Annotated in this window: 13 protein-coding genes; 6 read left to right on the top strand and 7 right to left on the bottom strand. The window is 45.2% G+C overall.

Annotated features, from left to right (window positions below):
* Positions 1–88: 88 nt before the first annotated feature.
* Together E2K74_RS02375 and E2K74_RS02370 are read right to left on the bottom strand one after the other, a co-directional pair.
* Positions 89–499, bottom strand: a complete 411-nt coding sequence (locus E2K74_RS02375) for a DUF4878 domain-containing protein (RefSeq protein WP_151204180.1) — start codon at positions 497–499, stop codon at positions 89–91.
* Between the two features lie 72 nt (positions 500–571).
* Positions 572–1,183 (bottom strand): glutathione binding-like protein, encoded by a 612-nt coding sequence (locus E2K74_RS02370; protein WP_151206124.1) that lies wholly within the window; start codon positions 1,181–1,183, stop codon positions 572–574.
* A 566-nt stretch (positions 1,184–1,749) separates the two neighbouring features.
* On the opposite strand from E2K74_RS02370, the gene trmB reads away from it, so the two are divergent.
* Positions 1,750–2,466: a tRNA (guanosine(46)-N7)-methyltransferase TrmB gene (gene trmB, locus E2K74_RS02365; RefSeq protein ID WP_151204178.1), complete on the top strand. Its 717-nt coding sequence runs from the start codon at positions 1,750–1,752 to the stop codon at positions 2,464–2,466.
* A 228-nt stretch (positions 2,467–2,694) separates the two neighbouring features.
* Here the strand turns inward: trmB and E2K74_RS02360 are convergent, their stop codons facing one another.
* The 5 genes from E2K74_RS02360 to E2K74_RS02340 form a co-directional block, all read right to left on the bottom strand.
* Positions 2,695–3,477 carry a Rossmann-like and DUF2520 domain-containing protein gene (locus E2K74_RS02360; protein WP_264766489.1) on the bottom strand — a complete coding sequence of 261 codons (783 nt, stop codon included), beginning with the start codon at positions 3,475–3,477 and terminating at the stop codon, positions 2,695–2,697.
* 75 nt (positions 3,478–3,552) lie between these two features.
* Complete coding sequence (locus E2K74_RS02355; RefSeq protein WP_151206123.1) at positions 3,553–4,350, bottom strand: thioesterase family protein; 798 nt, start codon at positions 4,348–4,350, stop codon at positions 3,553–3,555.
* 63 nt (positions 4,351–4,413) lie between these two features.
* Positions 4,414–5,082 (bottom strand): class I SAM-dependent methyltransferase, encoded by a 669-nt coding sequence (locus tag E2K74_RS02350; protein ID WP_151206122.1) that lies wholly within the window; start codon positions 5,080–5,082, stop codon positions 4,414–4,416.
* 283 nt (positions 5,083–5,365) lie between these two features.
* Positions 5,366–7,054 carry an AMP-binding protein gene (locus E2K74_RS02345; RefSeq protein WP_151206121.1) on the bottom strand — a complete coding sequence of 563 codons (1,689 nt, stop codon included), beginning with the start codon at positions 7,052–7,054 and terminating at the stop codon, positions 5,366–5,368.
* Between the two features lie 97 nt (positions 7,055–7,151).
* Positions 7,152–7,787, bottom strand: a complete 636-nt coding sequence (locus tag E2K74_RS02340; RefSeq protein WP_151205239.1) for a TetR/AcrR family transcriptional regulator — start codon at positions 7,785–7,787, stop codon at positions 7,152–7,154.
* Between the two features lie 147 nt (positions 7,788–7,934).
* On the opposite strand from E2K74_RS02340, the gene E2K74_RS02335 reads away from it, so the two are divergent.
* The 5 genes from E2K74_RS02335 to E2K74_RS02315 are packed head-to-tail and all read left to right on the top strand — an operon-like array spanning position 7,935 to position 14,464.
* The gene (locus tag E2K74_RS02335) at positions 7,935–9,107 is read left to right on the top strand and encodes an isovaleryl-CoA dehydrogenase (protein WP_151205240.1); all 1,173 of its coding nucleotides are present in this window, start codon (positions 7,935–7,937) and stop codon (positions 9,105–9,107) included.
* 35 nt (positions 9,108–9,142) lie between these two features.
* Positions 9,143–10,744: a carboxyl transferase domain-containing protein gene (locus E2K74_RS02330; RefSeq protein WP_151206120.1), complete on the top strand. Its 1,602-nt coding sequence runs from the start codon at positions 9,143–9,145 to the stop codon at positions 10,742–10,744.
* 12 nt (positions 10,745–10,756) lie between these two features.
* Positions 10,757–11,551, top strand: coding sequence for an enoyl-CoA hydratase/isomerase family protein (locus E2K74_RS02325; protein WP_151206119.1), 795 nt, complete (start codon positions 10,757–10,759; stop codon positions 11,549–11,551).
* A gap of 19 nt (positions 11,552–11,570) precedes the next feature.
* Positions 11,571–13,565 (top strand): acetyl/propionyl/methylcrotonyl-CoA carboxylase subunit alpha, encoded by a 1,995-nt coding sequence (locus tag E2K74_RS02320; protein ID WP_151206118.1) that lies wholly within the window; start codon positions 11,571–11,573, stop codon positions 13,563–13,565.
* Positions 13,562–14,464, top strand: a complete 903-nt coding sequence (locus E2K74_RS02315) for a hydroxymethylglutaryl-CoA lyase (protein WP_151206117.1) — start codon at positions 13,562–13,564, stop codon at positions 14,462–14,464. Before E2K74_RS02320 ends, E2K74_RS02315 begins: the two co-directional genes overlap by 4 nt.
* Positions 14,465–14,509 lie beyond the last annotated feature (45 nt).

Raw genomic sequence — 14,509 nt, 5'->3', positions numbered from 1 at the left:
TTTATCTGGCTTTATAGTATCTTTGGAGGAGAACCCAATAAAAAGGCAGATTAGAATAACTAATCCGCCCAAAAACAAAATAAACCGATTATAAATCAACTTTCCATTTATCTTCATTTTTGATAAGTTTTACTCGATCTGTTACAGAATTAGAGCCTTCATTTTTAAAGCTGACTCCGATAGTCACCCGTCCTTTGCCATTTGCTTCATCGATATTTTTGTCTACCACACTAATTTCTTTGACTCCGCCTTTACGTTCAGCTTGCTCTTTAGCCTTTGCCGCGCCAGCTTTTATTTTGCCTTGAATCATTTCTTCAGAACCTGCTTGGGCTTTAACATTTTCAGGTATATAAATATAAGAAAGCATTTTTTCTGAATCGCCTTTATAGGCTGCTGTAACATATTCTTGAGCTACATTTTCTGGATTTTTAACATTACTACATGCAACCAACATGCCCGTTAAACCAAAACTTAATACTAAATTTAGTATTTTCTTCATCTTATTTATTCCAATAGCAATTATTAAATGAAAGTCAAAAAAAAGCATAATAATTATGCTTTTTTTAAAATTTTATGGAATTAGACCTTCATCTCGCATTGCAATCTGTACAGACTGCCGCGCCGCAACTTTGTTTCGAAGATGAATAATATTCTTATAGGGACTTAAATCATGCTCAATATGATTCGACCAATTGGTCAACACAAACAGGTAAGCATCGGCTGGGCCAAAGTTATCATCAACCAGATAGTCATTGTCTGATTCAGCAATCGCTTTGTCGATATAACTTAATAGACGATCGACTTCTGCATAGGCTTTTTTCTTTTCATCATCGGATAACTTGCCACCAAAGAACACCGCATAAGCATCATGCAATTCTGAATTGAGATAACCTAACCATTCCAGCACTTTGGCACGTCCCATGCCAGAGGGTGGAATCAGATCCTGCTTGGGATCATGTTGTGCAAGAAACGGTAAAATTGCCACATTCTCTGTCAGAATTAAACCCGGGTTAATTTCGAGTGCAGGTACATAGCCTTTGGGATTAATTTCGTAATAATCCGTACCTTTTTCTGTTGTATGGCTTTTTAAATCAACACGTTCTAAATCAAAGTCGACATTAATTTCATTTAAAATAATATGTGCTGCCAATGAGCAGGCACCCGGCGAATAGTAAAGCTTCATTTCTGATCCTTGTTCTACACTTCTCAATGTTTTAAAACGCTTCTGACAAACTTTCAAGCGAGCAAACCTGTAAATTGCAAAAAAGCGTAACTGTCATTCCAAGACATTTACTTCTTCAATATTGAGGAAATCACAAGCTTTTGCAAGCCTATCTTGTGTAGATTTTTATCTGCATCTGTTTAAGAGATACGGGCTTTCCTTATTGAGAAGCGATTTTGTGATACACCTTAAAAGTGGAAAGTTTTCTAGCCTCTGGAGAGTGTATTGACAGATCAGAGGATGAAGCCTGAATTACGAGCAAGCTTAAATATTCGGGACTGGATCTGACTCATGCATGGGTTTAAGAGATGGCTTCGGTGAATATACTGAATCACGTGGTTCAGAAATTTAAAGTCAAAAATATTTGAACATCTCATTTAATTTTATTGACAAATAGAGCCAAGAGTTCTTTTTATTTGACTTTGGGAATCCAACCGGCTTTTTATGGATAAATACCGAGAAAAGTTTGACTTGCTCCGCTCAGGACTTAAAATACCGCATTCTGAATTTTTAGTTTTGCCAAAATTATGTCGAACGATCAATTAGACCAGCACGTCGTAGAGCTGGACAATTTAAGCGAACACCGTGAAATTGTGACGTTTATGCGCCGTTCAGCGCCATTAAATACCTCTCAACGTACTGCGCTTGAACAATATGGTCACTTAATTTTGGAATATCCGGTAGGTGATTTACGTCAGCATTTTGAACATCCTGAACGTCCGTTAACGGTAGAAATCGGTTTCGGCATGGGTCGTTCCCTGGTATTAATGGCCAAAGCCAATCCTGAGCGCAACTTTATTGGGATTGAAGTACATGTTCCAGGAATTGCCCAATGTGTCTATGAGGCTGGAATTGAAGGCCTGACTAACCTACGTGTGCTAGATGCCGATGCAATTCAGGTATTGCGTGAAATGCCGGACAATAGCATTAATACAGTTCAGTTATACTTCCCTGATCCATGGCAGAAGAAACGTCACTTCAAACGCCGTTTTGTTTCGCATGACCGTATGCCACTGGTAGAGCAAAAGCTGGAGCTTGGCGGAACTTTCCATGCCGCAACGGACTGGGAACCGTATGCGGAATGGATGCTTGAAGTATTGGAGGAGCGTCCACGACTGGAAAATCTGGCGGGCAAAGGCAACAGCTACCCGCGCCCGGACTGGCGTCCACAAACCAAATTTGAGCGTCGCGGCATTGAAGCCGGCCACAAGATTAATGATTTTATCTTCAAGAAAATTTCTTAATCTAAGATTTAAAAAAGCGCTGACCTGATCAGCGCTTTTCTATTGGAAAAATTTATCTTTCAACCAGAAGATTAGTGCAAGTCCTGTGCCTATCATCGGGCTTAAAAAGACAAACAACGCTTCATCCCTATAGCATGTTCATTTTTATTATTTTTTTCTGCGCATTTTCACTTAAATTTAAAGAGTGAATGCAACCAAATTAGCTTATTCAATTAAAAATCAAACCATTCATTTTTGATGACGCTCTAAAATCTGCTGACTCAATAGCTGATAGACCTTGTATAAATCTGCTCGCTGCATAGTGGCCAACATCTGCTGATGCATATTCAAGATATTTTGATCACCACGCATCGCTGGGCCGGTCTGCATTTGTTTTGGATCATTCTGCGTGGCTTTATTGGCGGTTTCCAGCATCAAGGGATACAGCAGGCTAAAATCGACCTGCTCGGCATCGACCACCTGTTTGGCCATATCATAACAGTAATTACTAAAATTACAGGCAAATACCGCAGCTAAATGCAGGCTTAAACGTTGCTCAGAGCTGTAGAGATAGACCTTTTCGCTTAGGCTATTTGCCAGAGTATTAAGTTTTCCCTCGTCTTCATCATCATGTGCTTCAATAAACAAAGGGGTATTCAACCAGTCAATTTCACGCTCCAGACTGAAGGTTTGAAGAGGATAAAACACTCCGGATTTTGGGTGTACATCGCGCAGCACATTTAAGTGCGTACTGCCTGATGTATGTACTATCAATACGTCTGGCAGATAGTTATGTACCTGCTGGATGACTGTTTGGATCGATTGGTCACTGACTGCAATAATAACCAGATCTACATGACTATCCAGCTGTTCAGGGCTGGTGATGGCCTGAGCTGTGTATAGATCAGCCAGTTGCTGGGCTTTTTCAACAGTCCGACTATAGATCTGTACAATTTCATGCTTGCCTGACAATACACGGGCGAAGTGATAAGCCACGCGCCCTGCCCCGATGATACTTATCCGCATCTGCATATATTCCTGATAAATTGCACACAGCATGCCAATAAAAAAAGGACGAAGCAATTCGTCCTGATTTTTAAAGGGATGTTAAAATTTCCGAAGGGTCAAAATCTGCTCACTGCGTCCGAATGGCCCGTAAATATCATGCAGAATGCCGCTGGTCAAACCGACACCATCTTCGCCATATTGCTGCACCACTTCCAGCCCCAACCATTCACCCTGTGGCAGACGGTGCATGTGAATCTGCAAGTCCAGATTCGGGAATCCCCAGCCCGCACTTGGATCCTGACGTGGCACGATACCATTCGCCGTGTCGACCATACCGAGCAAACGGCTAAAGGCGGTCGTTGTCTGTCCCTCTACCATGTCCAAAGAGTTTTTGAGCCAGACAATCCCTTTGCCTGCCCGATGATCGGCATGCGCTCGCGTTTCAATACTCTGGATATAACCGCCTGGCCAGCAGCGCATGCCTTCCCACACGGGTAAAAACTCTGGACTTTCAATCGGAAAATCTTCTAGACCGGCGATGGCGCGGGTATCCGAAGTCAGCATTTTCCAGGCACGCGCAACGATACAGGTTTTTCCATTCGCACACATTTCTGCTTCAACCAGCTCAATGGTTTTACCCGGACGAAGCATGCGGGTGGTAATTGAAAACTCACCAAAAGCAATCAATCCAAAGATATCCAGTCCGACCCGACCAATTCGCATATCCTCTCGTGGCTGAAACTGTTCCAGCTCTACACAGAGGATACCTGTTGCTGGGGCCATATGCTGTTCATGAGGATTCCATGCGCCTTGGGCATGAATATTGGAACGGTAATAAGCTGTAGTACTACCATCTGCATGCTGCTCACGTTGAATTAAACTGTAATATGCCGACATTCTTCTCTCTACTTCCTTGAATAATCTCTTTAACTTTATCGCAAATATAATGCTTTATGATCTTTATTTTTTCAGAAAAAAGCCATAATAATTCATAATTTGACAATAAGTTTTGCAGTGCTTGAATCCGACTTTTGTCAAAAGGCCTTTGAAGTCTTCAGTCGAAATCAATGCAAAATCCTGCTGTAATCTGGCCAGCATGTTTTCACTTTGCCGGAGACTTAATCCCGTCTGCTGCGCCATTTTTTGCATGATCTGTAGTGCAGTTTCATTTTCTGGCTGCATCAGGTCATAAGTCAACATAATCCCGCCTGTTTTAAGACTTTCATAAATATGCTGAAAAAATTCGGTTTTCTGTGGCTCAGGAATAAAATGGGCGACCAGAATCGCCAGTGCTGCATCGAAAGTATCCTGCTCCAGTCCGTGGGTAGTGCTCTGTATAAACCGGACTCTCTGCTCGGCAGCAAAAGGAGCCAGATTTTTCCTTGCCTGTTCCAGCATGGTGACTGAAGGATCAATCGCCGTAAAAGTCCAGTGTGGATGCTGCTCTAACAGATAGGACAACTCATATCCTGTTCCGCAGCCCGCAATCAGAATATGTGCATTTTCTGGTAATTCCGTACTGAGAATAGCCTCAATCTGCTGATGCACCAGTTCATAAGCAGGAATTAATTTACGGATGTGATCATCATAACTGGCGACCACCACTTCACTGTGAAAGTTTTTTGCCATCTGTTTACTCTGATTTAGATAGTCGATATATGAAGTTTTATATTGAAATAAGACTTTATATAGAAATGCATTTTTATCTATTTAAAGAAATTGCTAAACGCATGACCTCAATTTGCACGATGGATTCTTCTTCCACTCTGCAGGTGCTTCGTTACTTTGACTGGGCAACGTAACCAAACCCCTCTGTTTCATTGATATGGCATCCTTGCCATACAATGAAACGGCGGCATCCATGCCGCCAGGTCATCTGATCAAATACTATTTAAACTTAACTTTAATTAATTTAAGCAATCTCTTTTAAATTTAATTCTTCCCGCATAAATTCACGCAATTTAAATTTCTGCGCCTTACCTGAAGCTGTCATCGGGAATTCATGAAAGAAACGAACATAACGTGGCACTTTGTTATGAGAAATATGCTCGATACAATACTGACGAATCGCCTCTTCAGTACATGAATCATTTTCATGCAGAATGATACAGGCACAGAGTTCTTCCCCATATTTATGGTCTGGGACACCAATGACCTGTACATCTGAGATCGCAGGATGGGTATAGAGAAAATCCTCAATTTCTTTCGGGAACAGGTTCTCGCCACCACGAATCACCACATCCTTAATACGCCCCTTGATTTTAATAAAGCCTGCATCATCCATTTCAGCAATATCACCGGTATGCATCCAGCGGGCTGCATCAATAACTTCGTGGGTCTTTTCCTGATCTTCCCAATAGCCGAGCATCACGGAATAACCTCGCACACAAAGCTCACCCAGTTGACCACGCGGAACCACTTTGCCCTGTTCATCTACAATTTTAACTTCCAGATGCGGATGGACGCGACCAACCGTACTGACTCGCTGCTCAACACTGTCTTCTGTCGAGCTTTGTGCACTCACAGGTGCGGTTTCAGTCATGCCATAACAGATGGTTATTTCAGACATATGCATGCGTTCAATCACACGCTGCATAATCTCCTGTGGACATGGACTGCCTGCCATAATGCCGGTACGCAAGCTGGACAGGTCAAACTCATCAAACCGTTCATGTTCCAATATGGCAATAAACATGGTCGGGACGCCATAAGCTGCCGTACATTTTTCTTGCTGGATGGCTTTTAAGGTTTCCAGCGGATTAAAGACTGCAGACGGATAAATCATGGCTGAACCGTGAGTAATACAAGCCAGATTCCCCATCACCATACCAAAGCAGTGGAATAGCGGCACTGAAATACAGACCCGGTCTTCCGGTGCAAGGTGAATTGCCTCACCCACAAAATAGCCATTATTCAGGATATTGTTATGGGTCAGCATGGTGCCTTTCGGATTACCAGTCGTGCCCGAGGTAAACTGGATATTAATGGTTTCATCGAACTGCAATTCACTGGAGATCTGTTGCAGTTGTTCCAGTTCTTGGGCACTTGGGGGAGGCAGTAAATCCTGAAAACGGTGAATCCCTGTATGCTGCTGGTCATCAATTTTGATTACATGCTTTAAATGCGGCAGGCGCTCTGCATTAAGTAACTTGTCTTCAGTCTCTTTTAACTCTGGTGCAATTTTGGTCAGAATTTCCTGGTAGTCCGTGGTTTTAAACTGGGAAGCAATGACCAAGCCCTTACAAGACACCTTATTCAGCACATATTCCAGTTCATTGCTTTTATAGGCCGGATTCAGGTTGACCAGAATAATGCCAGCCTTGAAAGCAGCAAACTGGGTAATGGTCCATTCCACACAGTTCGGCGACCAGATCGCCAGACGGTCACCTTTTTGCAGCCCCAGCTTCAGCAACTGACAGGCAAAAGCATTGACCTGTTCCTGTAGCTGCCGATAACTCAGGCGTACATTCTGGTGCAGACTTACCACTGCATCCCGATCCGCATACTGCTCGCAAGCCTGGTCAAATTTTTCACCAATTGTCATCCCCAATAAGGGCTGGCTGCTGGTTCCATAGGCATAGCTTAACCGTACTTGTGTCATTGAATCGATCTCCTTGATTCTTTGTAATTCTGATTTCAACTTTACTAATTGTTTTATGACCACGACGACCTTGTCTGTGTGCCTGTTTTTTGTGTATTTATGCTACTGAACTTCCCTCCTGTCGACGTACTGCGTTTACACAAAAATCGGCAATCTGTTTGACAAAGTGATCCTTATACTTCTGATCAAACATCATATTGCGAGATGGATTTAAAGGCTCGATTACGACAAAGGTCATGGCACCTACCACGCCTAGCGCCGCCGTGTTCAAGTCTTCAAATTCAAATTTTCCATTTACCTTTCCTTCGGCCAGAATCTCCTTAATACTCTGCTTGATCAGCTGTTTACTACGAAAACGCTCATGCTCCATCTCCGGATCGACCGGTTCAAACATAAGTGAATACGCCAGTTGAGGGCTATTCATGGCGCGTTTCACAAAAGTTGTAACAGATTTTTGCAATTTCAGTTCTGGCGATAAATCTGATCGAACAATGTGGTTCAAAATTCCCACCTCATGCTGAATCGCTGCCGACAAAACCTCAATCAAAATCTGGCTTTTGCTATCAAAGTACCGATATACCAGCCCTGTAGAAACGCCTGCACGCTCTGCAATGGCCTGAATCGACGCCTCTTTAAAGCCCCCCTGAGCAATCAGTTCACGAGCAGACTGTAAAATCGACAAGCGATTTTGTTCCATTCGCTCCTGCATCAGTGATGATCTTTTATAACTCATAATATTATTCTCAACAAGATAAAATGAATTGTAAATCATTTTGTGAATATAGGTTCACTTTTTTGTTTTTTCGTTGTATGTTAAAAAGCAAGCACAACAAAAATGCTTTTTTGGACACAACAAATATAACCTCAGGATGGATGAAGAATGAATTTACAAAGCTTGGATTTCGGTTTAGATGAAACTCTGATAGCGCTTCGTGATTCAGTGGCTGCCTTTTGCGCCAAGGAAATTGCCCCTATTGCCCAACAGGTTGACCGCGATAACGAGTTCCCAGCTCAACTCTGGAAAAAATTTGGTGATATGGGCCTGCTGGGTCTGACAGTTGGTGAAGAATATGGCGGCACCAATTTAGGTTATCTGGCACATATTATTGTCATGCAGGAAATTTCCCGGGCTTCAGCATCCATTGGTCTGTCCTATGGCGCACATTCTAACCTATGTGTGAACCAAATTAAGCGTAATGGTAATGAAGAACAAAAGCAGCGTTATCTGCCAAAACTGATTTCTGGCGAATATGTCGGTGCTTTGGCGATGTCTGAACCGAATGCCGGCTCGGATGTGGTCAGTATGAAACTCAAAGCTGAAGACAAAGGCGATCACTATCTGTTAAACGGCTCCAAAATGTGGATCACCAATGGCGGTGATGCCGATGTATTAGTGGTGTATGCCAAAACCGATTTACAGGCGGGCGCCAAAGGCATGACTGCTTTCTTGGTTGAAAAAAATATGCCAGGTTTCAGCCACGGCAGCCATTTGGACAAACTGGGTATGCGCGGTTCCAACACTTACCCGCTGTTCTTTGACAATGTCGAAGTCCCTAAAGAAAACGTCCTCGGTGGTGTCGGCAATGGCACCAAAGTGCTGATGAGTGGTCTGGACTATGAACGTGCGGTTCTCAGTGCTGGCCCATTGGGCATTATGGATGCCTGTATGGATACCGTGATTCCATATATTCATGACCGTAAACAGTTTGGTCAGGCGCTGGGTGAATTCCAGTTGATGCAAGGCAAAATGGCCGATATGTACTCGACCTGGCTGGCATGTAAGGCACTGGTTTATGCCGTCGGCGCTGAATGTGACAAGGCCGAGCATAGTCGCAGCCTGCGTAAAGATGCTGCCAGCGCAATTTTATATGCGGCCGAAAAAGCCACATGGATGGCCGGTGAAACCATTCAGACTTTAGGTGGAAACGGTTATATCAACGAGTTTGCAGCAGGCCGTCTATGGCGCGATGCCAAACTGTATGAAATTGGTGCCGGCACTTCAGAAATCCGCCGCATGCTCATTGGCCGTGAGCTTTTTAACGAAACAGCCTAAACCTTAATACTGAGAATAAAACAAGGATGTTCGTCATGAATCAGTTACAGAGCAAAATCAATATTCGTAGTGAAGAGTTTAAAGCCAACCAGACCGCCATGCTGCAACTGGTGGATGACCTGAAGCAGAAAGTTGAAAAAATTGCCTTGGGTGGTGGAGAAACTGCCCGCCAGAAACACCTTGACCGTGGCAAACTGTTACCACGTGACCGGATTAACCAGCTGATTGACCCGGGTAGCGCTTTTCTGGAAATCGGTCAGCTGGCTGCCTATCAAGTGTATCAGGATGACGTGCCTGCGGCAGGTGTGGTCGCTGGTGTGGGTCAGGTCAATGGTGTGACCTGCATGATCCTGGCCAATGATGCTACGGTGAAAGGCGGTACTTATTATCCGCTGACAGTGAAAAAGCATTTACGCGCACAGGAAATTGCCGAACAGAACCATTTGCCTTGTATTTATCTGGTGGATTCCGGTGGTGCGTACTTGCCTTTACAGGATGAAGTTTTTCCGGATCGTGATCACTTCGGCCGTATTTTCTACAATCAGGCGCGTATGTCCAGTCAGGGAATTGCCCAGATTGCAGTGGTGATGGGCAGCTGTACTGCTGGTGGTGCTTATGTGCCTGCCATGTCGGATGAAACCATTATTGTCCGTAATCAGGGCACCATTTTCCTGGGTGGCCCGCCACTGGTCAAAGCTGCAACCGGTGAAGTGGTGTCAAGTGAAGACCTCGGTGGCGGTGATGTACATACCCGTTTGTCTGGTGTTGCCGATCATCTGGCAGAAAGTGATGAGCATGCCCTTGCCATTGCCCGCAACATTGTGGCAAATCTGAACAAAAAGCCCAACAAGACCGCAGAGGAAATTGAAGCGCCGCGCTTTGACAGTTCAGAACTGTACGGCATTATCCCTTGTGATGCCCGCAAGCCTTTTGATGTGCGTGAAGTGATTGCACGTATTGTTGACGGTTCACGCTTTGACGAATTCAAGGCGCGTTTCGGCACGACTCTGGTGACCGGTTTTGCCAAGCTTTATGGGATGCCAGTCGGGATTATTGCCAATAATGGCATTCTGTTTTCCGAGTCTGCACAAAAAGGCGCACATTTTATTGAATTGTGTACCCAGCGCAATATTCCGCTGATTTTCATTCAGAACATTACCGGTTTTATGGTGGGTCGCCAGTATGAAAATGAAGGCATTGCCAAGAACGGTGCCAAACTGGTGATGGCGGTGGCCAATGCCAATGTGCCAAAACTGACCTTGGTGATTGGCGGTTCTTTTGGTGCCGGCAACTATGGCATGTGTGGCCGTGCTTATTCGCCACGCTTTATGTGGACCTGGCCTAATTCTCGAATCTCGGTCATGGGTGGTGAGCAGGCTTCAAGTGTACTTTCGACCCTCAAACGTGATCAGATTGAGCAAAAAGGCGGTAGCTGGTCAGCTGAAGAAGAAGATCAGTTTAAACAGCCTATTCGTGATCAATATGAACGTCAGGGTCATCCTTATTATGCTTCAGCCCGTTTATGGGATGACGGTGTGATTGATCCGGCACAATCGCGTGAGGTGCTGGCCTTAAGTCTGGCTGCAGCGATGAATGCGCCAATTCAGCCAACCAAGTTCGGCGTGTTCCGTATGTAAGAGGTGACGACAATGGATTATCAGTTTTTACAGCTCGAACAGCAGAATCAGGTGGCAACGGTTTGGATCAACCGTGCTGAACTGCACAATGCCTTTAATACTCAGGTCATTGAAGAATTATATGCCTGCTTTCAGTCTTTAAATGCACGTGATGATGTGCGCGTGGTGATTCTGGCCGGACGAGGCAAAAGTTTCTCGGCTGGCGCTGATCTGAACTGGATGAAACAGGCCGGTCAGGCCTCACAAGCCGACAATGAAGCCGATGCCTTAAAACTGGCGAAAATGCTGCAAAGTCTGGCGACCTTAAAACAGCCGACCATTGCCCGGGTACATGGGATTGCCTTTGGTGGCGGTATGGGTCTAGCCTCGGCCTGTGATATTTGTGTGGCTAGCACCGATGCCAAATTTGCCACCTCAGAAGTACGTTTAGGTCTGACCCCATCCACCATTAGTCCTTATGTCATTCGGGCGATTGGTGCCCGTCAGGCGTCACGCTATTTCCTGACTGCCGAGCGTATTTCAGCGGAACAGGCCAAAAATATTGGACTGGCACATGAAGTGACTACCCCAGAGCAGCTCGACAGCAAAATTGATGAAATTGCGGAAGCATTATTGCTCGGTGGGCCAGCAGCACAACATGCCTCTAAACAGCTGATCCAACTGGTTGACCAGCAAGTTTTGAGTGAAGATTTACTGCTTAAAACAGCACAGCATATTGCCCATGTTCGCCAAGGAGATGAGGCGAAAAATGGCCTGAATGCATTTTTGAACAAACAAAGCCCGGCCTGGATCAAGACCACGGCATAACAACAAGAAGGATCCTACAATGTTTGAAAAGATTTTAATTGCCAACCGTGGCGAAATTGCCTGCCGTATCATTCGTACAGCAAAAAAATTAGGGATTGCTACCGTTGCCGTCTACTCCGATGCCGATGCGCAGGCACAGCATGTGAAACTGGCAGATGAAGCGATCCATATTGGTGAATCACCGGCAGCACAAAGTTATTTGCAGATTGAGCGTATTATCGAGGCTGCAAAAACCACGGGTGCCCAAGCCATTCACCCGGGCTATGGTTTCCTGTCTGAAAATGACCAGTTTGCCCTGGCCTGTCAGGACAACAATATTGTTTTTATTGGTCCGCCAGTCGAGGCTATTTTGGCGATGGGCCTCAAAGCCACCTCTAAAGCCCTGATGGAAAAAGCCGGTGTGCCTTTAACTCCGGGTTATCATGGTACCAATCAAGATGCCGATTTTCTGAAGCAGCAGGCAGACAGTATTGGCTATCCGGTGCTGATTAAAGCCAGTGCCGGCGGTGGCGGTAAAGGCATGCGTCTGGTGGAACGCAGCGAAGATTTTCTTAGTTCGCTGGCTTCCTGTAAAAGTGAAGCACGTTCCAGTTTTGGCAATGACGATGTGCTGATTGAGCGTTATGTGGTACAGCCACGTCATATTGAAGTGCAGGTATTTGGGGATACCCACGGCAATTATGTACATCTGTTCGAGCGTGATTGCTCGGTACAACGCCGTCACCAGAAAGTGCTGGAAGAAGCGCCTGCACCGAAAATGCCGGAAGATAAGCTTGAAGCGATGCGTCAAGCTGCCATTGACGCTGCGCGCGCAGTCAACTATGTCGGTGCCGGTACAGTCGAGTTTATTGTCGAGCAAGACGGTACGGCCTATTTCATGGAAATGAACACCCGTCTACAGGTCGAGCACCCGGTCACAGAAATGATTACTGGTCAGGATCTGGTGGAATGGCAATTACGTGTGGCTTTCGGTGAGCCTTTACCAAAGCAGCAAGATGAATTGCAGATTCATGGTCATGCGCTTGAAGCGCGTGTCTATGCCGAAGAACCGGAAAAAGGCTTTATCCCGGCAATCGGCCAGATCAGCTATTTACATTATCCGGAGCAAAGTGACTGTGTACGTGTCGATAGCGGTATTGTCGAAGGCGATGAAATCAGCACTTATTATGATCCGATGATTGCCAAACTGATTGTCTGGGGCAAAAACCGTGAAGCAGCCCTAACCCAGATGCATCATGCACTGGGCCAATTCCATGTCGATGGTCTTGGCAATAATATCGCCTTTTTAGATCGCCTGGTGCTGTGCGACTCATTCAAAAATGCACATTTAGATACTGGTCTGATTCAGCGTGAAGAAGCATTCCTGCTCCCCCCTTCTGCAGAGATTGATGCCGAACTCGTGATCAGTGCTGCACTGATTGAACTCCTGTCACGTCAGGCGCAAAATCCGCTTCCAAACAATCCGGTCTGGCAGCACAGCTCATTCTGGCGCCTCAATCAGCAAAATACTCATTGCATCAAATTACAATGCAATGATCAATTGTGTGAGGTTCGCTTTACTACACAGGATGAAGGCTTTTTGGCCACTTATGCGGATCAATGTGTAGAGCTTAGAGGAAAACTGCTGGATAGGCATTTACTTCAGCTGAATCTTGGTGTGAGACAGCAAAAACTGGCTTTTAGCCGGACTGAACATGGCATTACCCTATTCCAGAATGGGCAAAGCCATAAGTTCAGTTATTTAAACACTGATTTTAATGGTCAAGATGAGCAAGGCACCGAAAACAACCTGACTGCGCCAATGCCGGGCGTCATTACCCAAGTTCTGGTTTCTGCCAATGATAAGGTAAAAAAAGACGATGTGCTGATGACGCTGGAAGCCATGAAAATCGAATATTCGATTCGTGCACCCCATGATGGCATTGTCGCAAGTTCATATTTCCAAAAAGGAGATCAGGTCAAGGCGGGTGATGAACTGGTAGAGTTCCAGCCACTGGCGGAGGAAGTCGCATGACAGATTTTGTCAAAATCGTAGAGGTCGGGCCACGCGATGGCCTGCAAAATGAAAAAACACCTTTGACATTGGATGACCGGAAAAACCTGATTCTGGATCTGATGAAAACCGGTTTACAGGCCATTGAAGTGGGTTCCTGTGTTTCAGCGAAATGGGTACCACAAATGGCAGACAGTGATGTGCTGTTTGCCAGCCTGCCTAAAGATCCGAATATTCAGTTCAGTTTGTTAACCCCAAATCTGAAAGGTTTTGAATCTGCCTTGGCTGTGGGTTGTAAAGAGGTTGCGGTATTTACCGCAGCTTCTGAAAGCTTTACCCGCAAGAACATCAACTGCTCGATTGATGAAAGCTTTGAAAAATTCAGCGACGTAATGAGTGCTGCCAAAGCCAATGATATTAAGGTACGTGGCTATGTGTCCTGCATGGTGGACTGCCCTTATGAAGGTGCGATTGATCCGAAGCAGGTGGTCAAAGTCACTCAGCGCTTACTCGATATGGGCTGCTATGAAGTGTCTTTGGGTGAAACCATTGGGACGGCCACGCCTGATCGGGTGAAAAAAGTCTGGGAGACTTGTCTGGCTGAACTTGATGCTAAAGTTTTGGCAGGACATTTTCATAATACTTATGGCATGGCGATTGCCAATATTTACCAGTCATTATTGCAAGGTATTCGGGTATTTGATTCCTCCATTGCTGGCCTCGGAGGATGTCCGTATGCCAAAGGGGCCTCAGGGAATGTCTCGACCGAAGATCTGTATTACCTACTCTCGAATATGGGCTTTGAAACCGGAATTCAACTGGATGCCCTGATGCAGGCCAGCCGTAATATTAGTGCAGTCTTGCAGCGCAATAATCCCTCCAATTATGCCAATGCCTATTGGCAAAAAACCTGTGCTTAAAGCAGCCTAATTTGGACCTAAAAAGTCCTCAAAGATATAAGTCCG

It is taken from the genome of Acinetobacter sp. RF15B, assembly GCF_007558235.1.
Lineage (GTDB): Bacteria > Pseudomonadota > Gammaproteobacteria > Pseudomonadales > Moraxellaceae > Acinetobacter > Acinetobacter lwoffii_C.
The sequence above is the reverse complement of the archived record's forward strand: the minus strand, read 5'-3'. Positions and strand labels throughout refer to the sequence as shown.

What these genes read in the sequence shown, in the direction of transcription:
- E2K74_RS02375 (WP_151204180.1), bottom strand. Translation starts at nt 499, where the DNA reads ATGAAGAAAATACTAAATTTAGTATTAAGTTTTGGTTTAACGGGCATG.
- E2K74_RS02370 (WP_151206124.1), bottom strand. Translation starts at nt 1,183, where the DNA reads ATGAAGCTTTACTATTCGCCGGGTGCCTGCTCATTGGCAGCACATATT.
- trmB (WP_151204178.1), top strand. Translation starts at nt 1,750, where the DNA reads ATGTCGAACGATCAATTAGACCAGCACGTCGTAGAGCTGGACAATTTA.
- E2K74_RS02360 (WP_264766489.1), bottom strand. Translation starts at nt 3,477, where the DNA reads ATGCAGATGCGGATAAGTATCATCGGGGCAGGGCGCGTGGCTTATCAC.
- E2K74_RS02355 (WP_151206123.1), bottom strand. Translation starts at nt 4,350, where the DNA reads ATGTCGGCATATTACAGTTTAATTCAACGTGAGCAGCATGCAGATGGT.
- E2K74_RS02350 (WP_151206122.1), bottom strand. Translation starts at nt 5,082, where the DNA reads ATGGCAAAAAACTTTCACAGTGAAGTGGTGGTCGCCAGTTATGATGAT.
- E2K74_RS02345 (WP_151206121.1), bottom strand. Translation starts at nt 7,054, where the DNA reads ATGACACAAGTACGGTTAAGCTATGCCTATGGAACCAGCAGCCAGCCC.
- E2K74_RS02340 (WP_151205239.1), bottom strand. Translation starts at nt 7,787, where the DNA reads ATGAGTTATAAAAGATCATCACTGATGCAGGAGCGAATGGAACAAAAT.
- E2K74_RS02335 (WP_151205240.1), top strand. Translation starts at nt 7,935, where the DNA reads ATGAATTTACAAAGCTTGGATTTCGGTTTAGATGAAACTCTGATAGCG.
- E2K74_RS02330 (WP_151206120.1), top strand. Translation starts at nt 9,143, where the DNA reads ATGAATCAGTTACAGAGCAAAATCAATATTCGTAGTGAAGAGTTTAAA.
- E2K74_RS02325 (WP_151206119.1), top strand. Translation starts at nt 10,757, where the DNA reads ATGGATTATCAGTTTTTACAGCTCGAACAGCAGAATCAGGTGGCAACG.
- E2K74_RS02320 (WP_151206118.1), top strand. Translation starts at nt 11,571, where the DNA reads ATGTTTGAAAAGATTTTAATTGCCAACCGTGGCGAAATTGCCTGCCGT.
- E2K74_RS02315 (WP_151206117.1), top strand. Translation starts at nt 13,562, where the DNA reads ATGACAGATTTTGTCAAAATCGTAGAGGTCGGGCCACGCGATGGCCTG.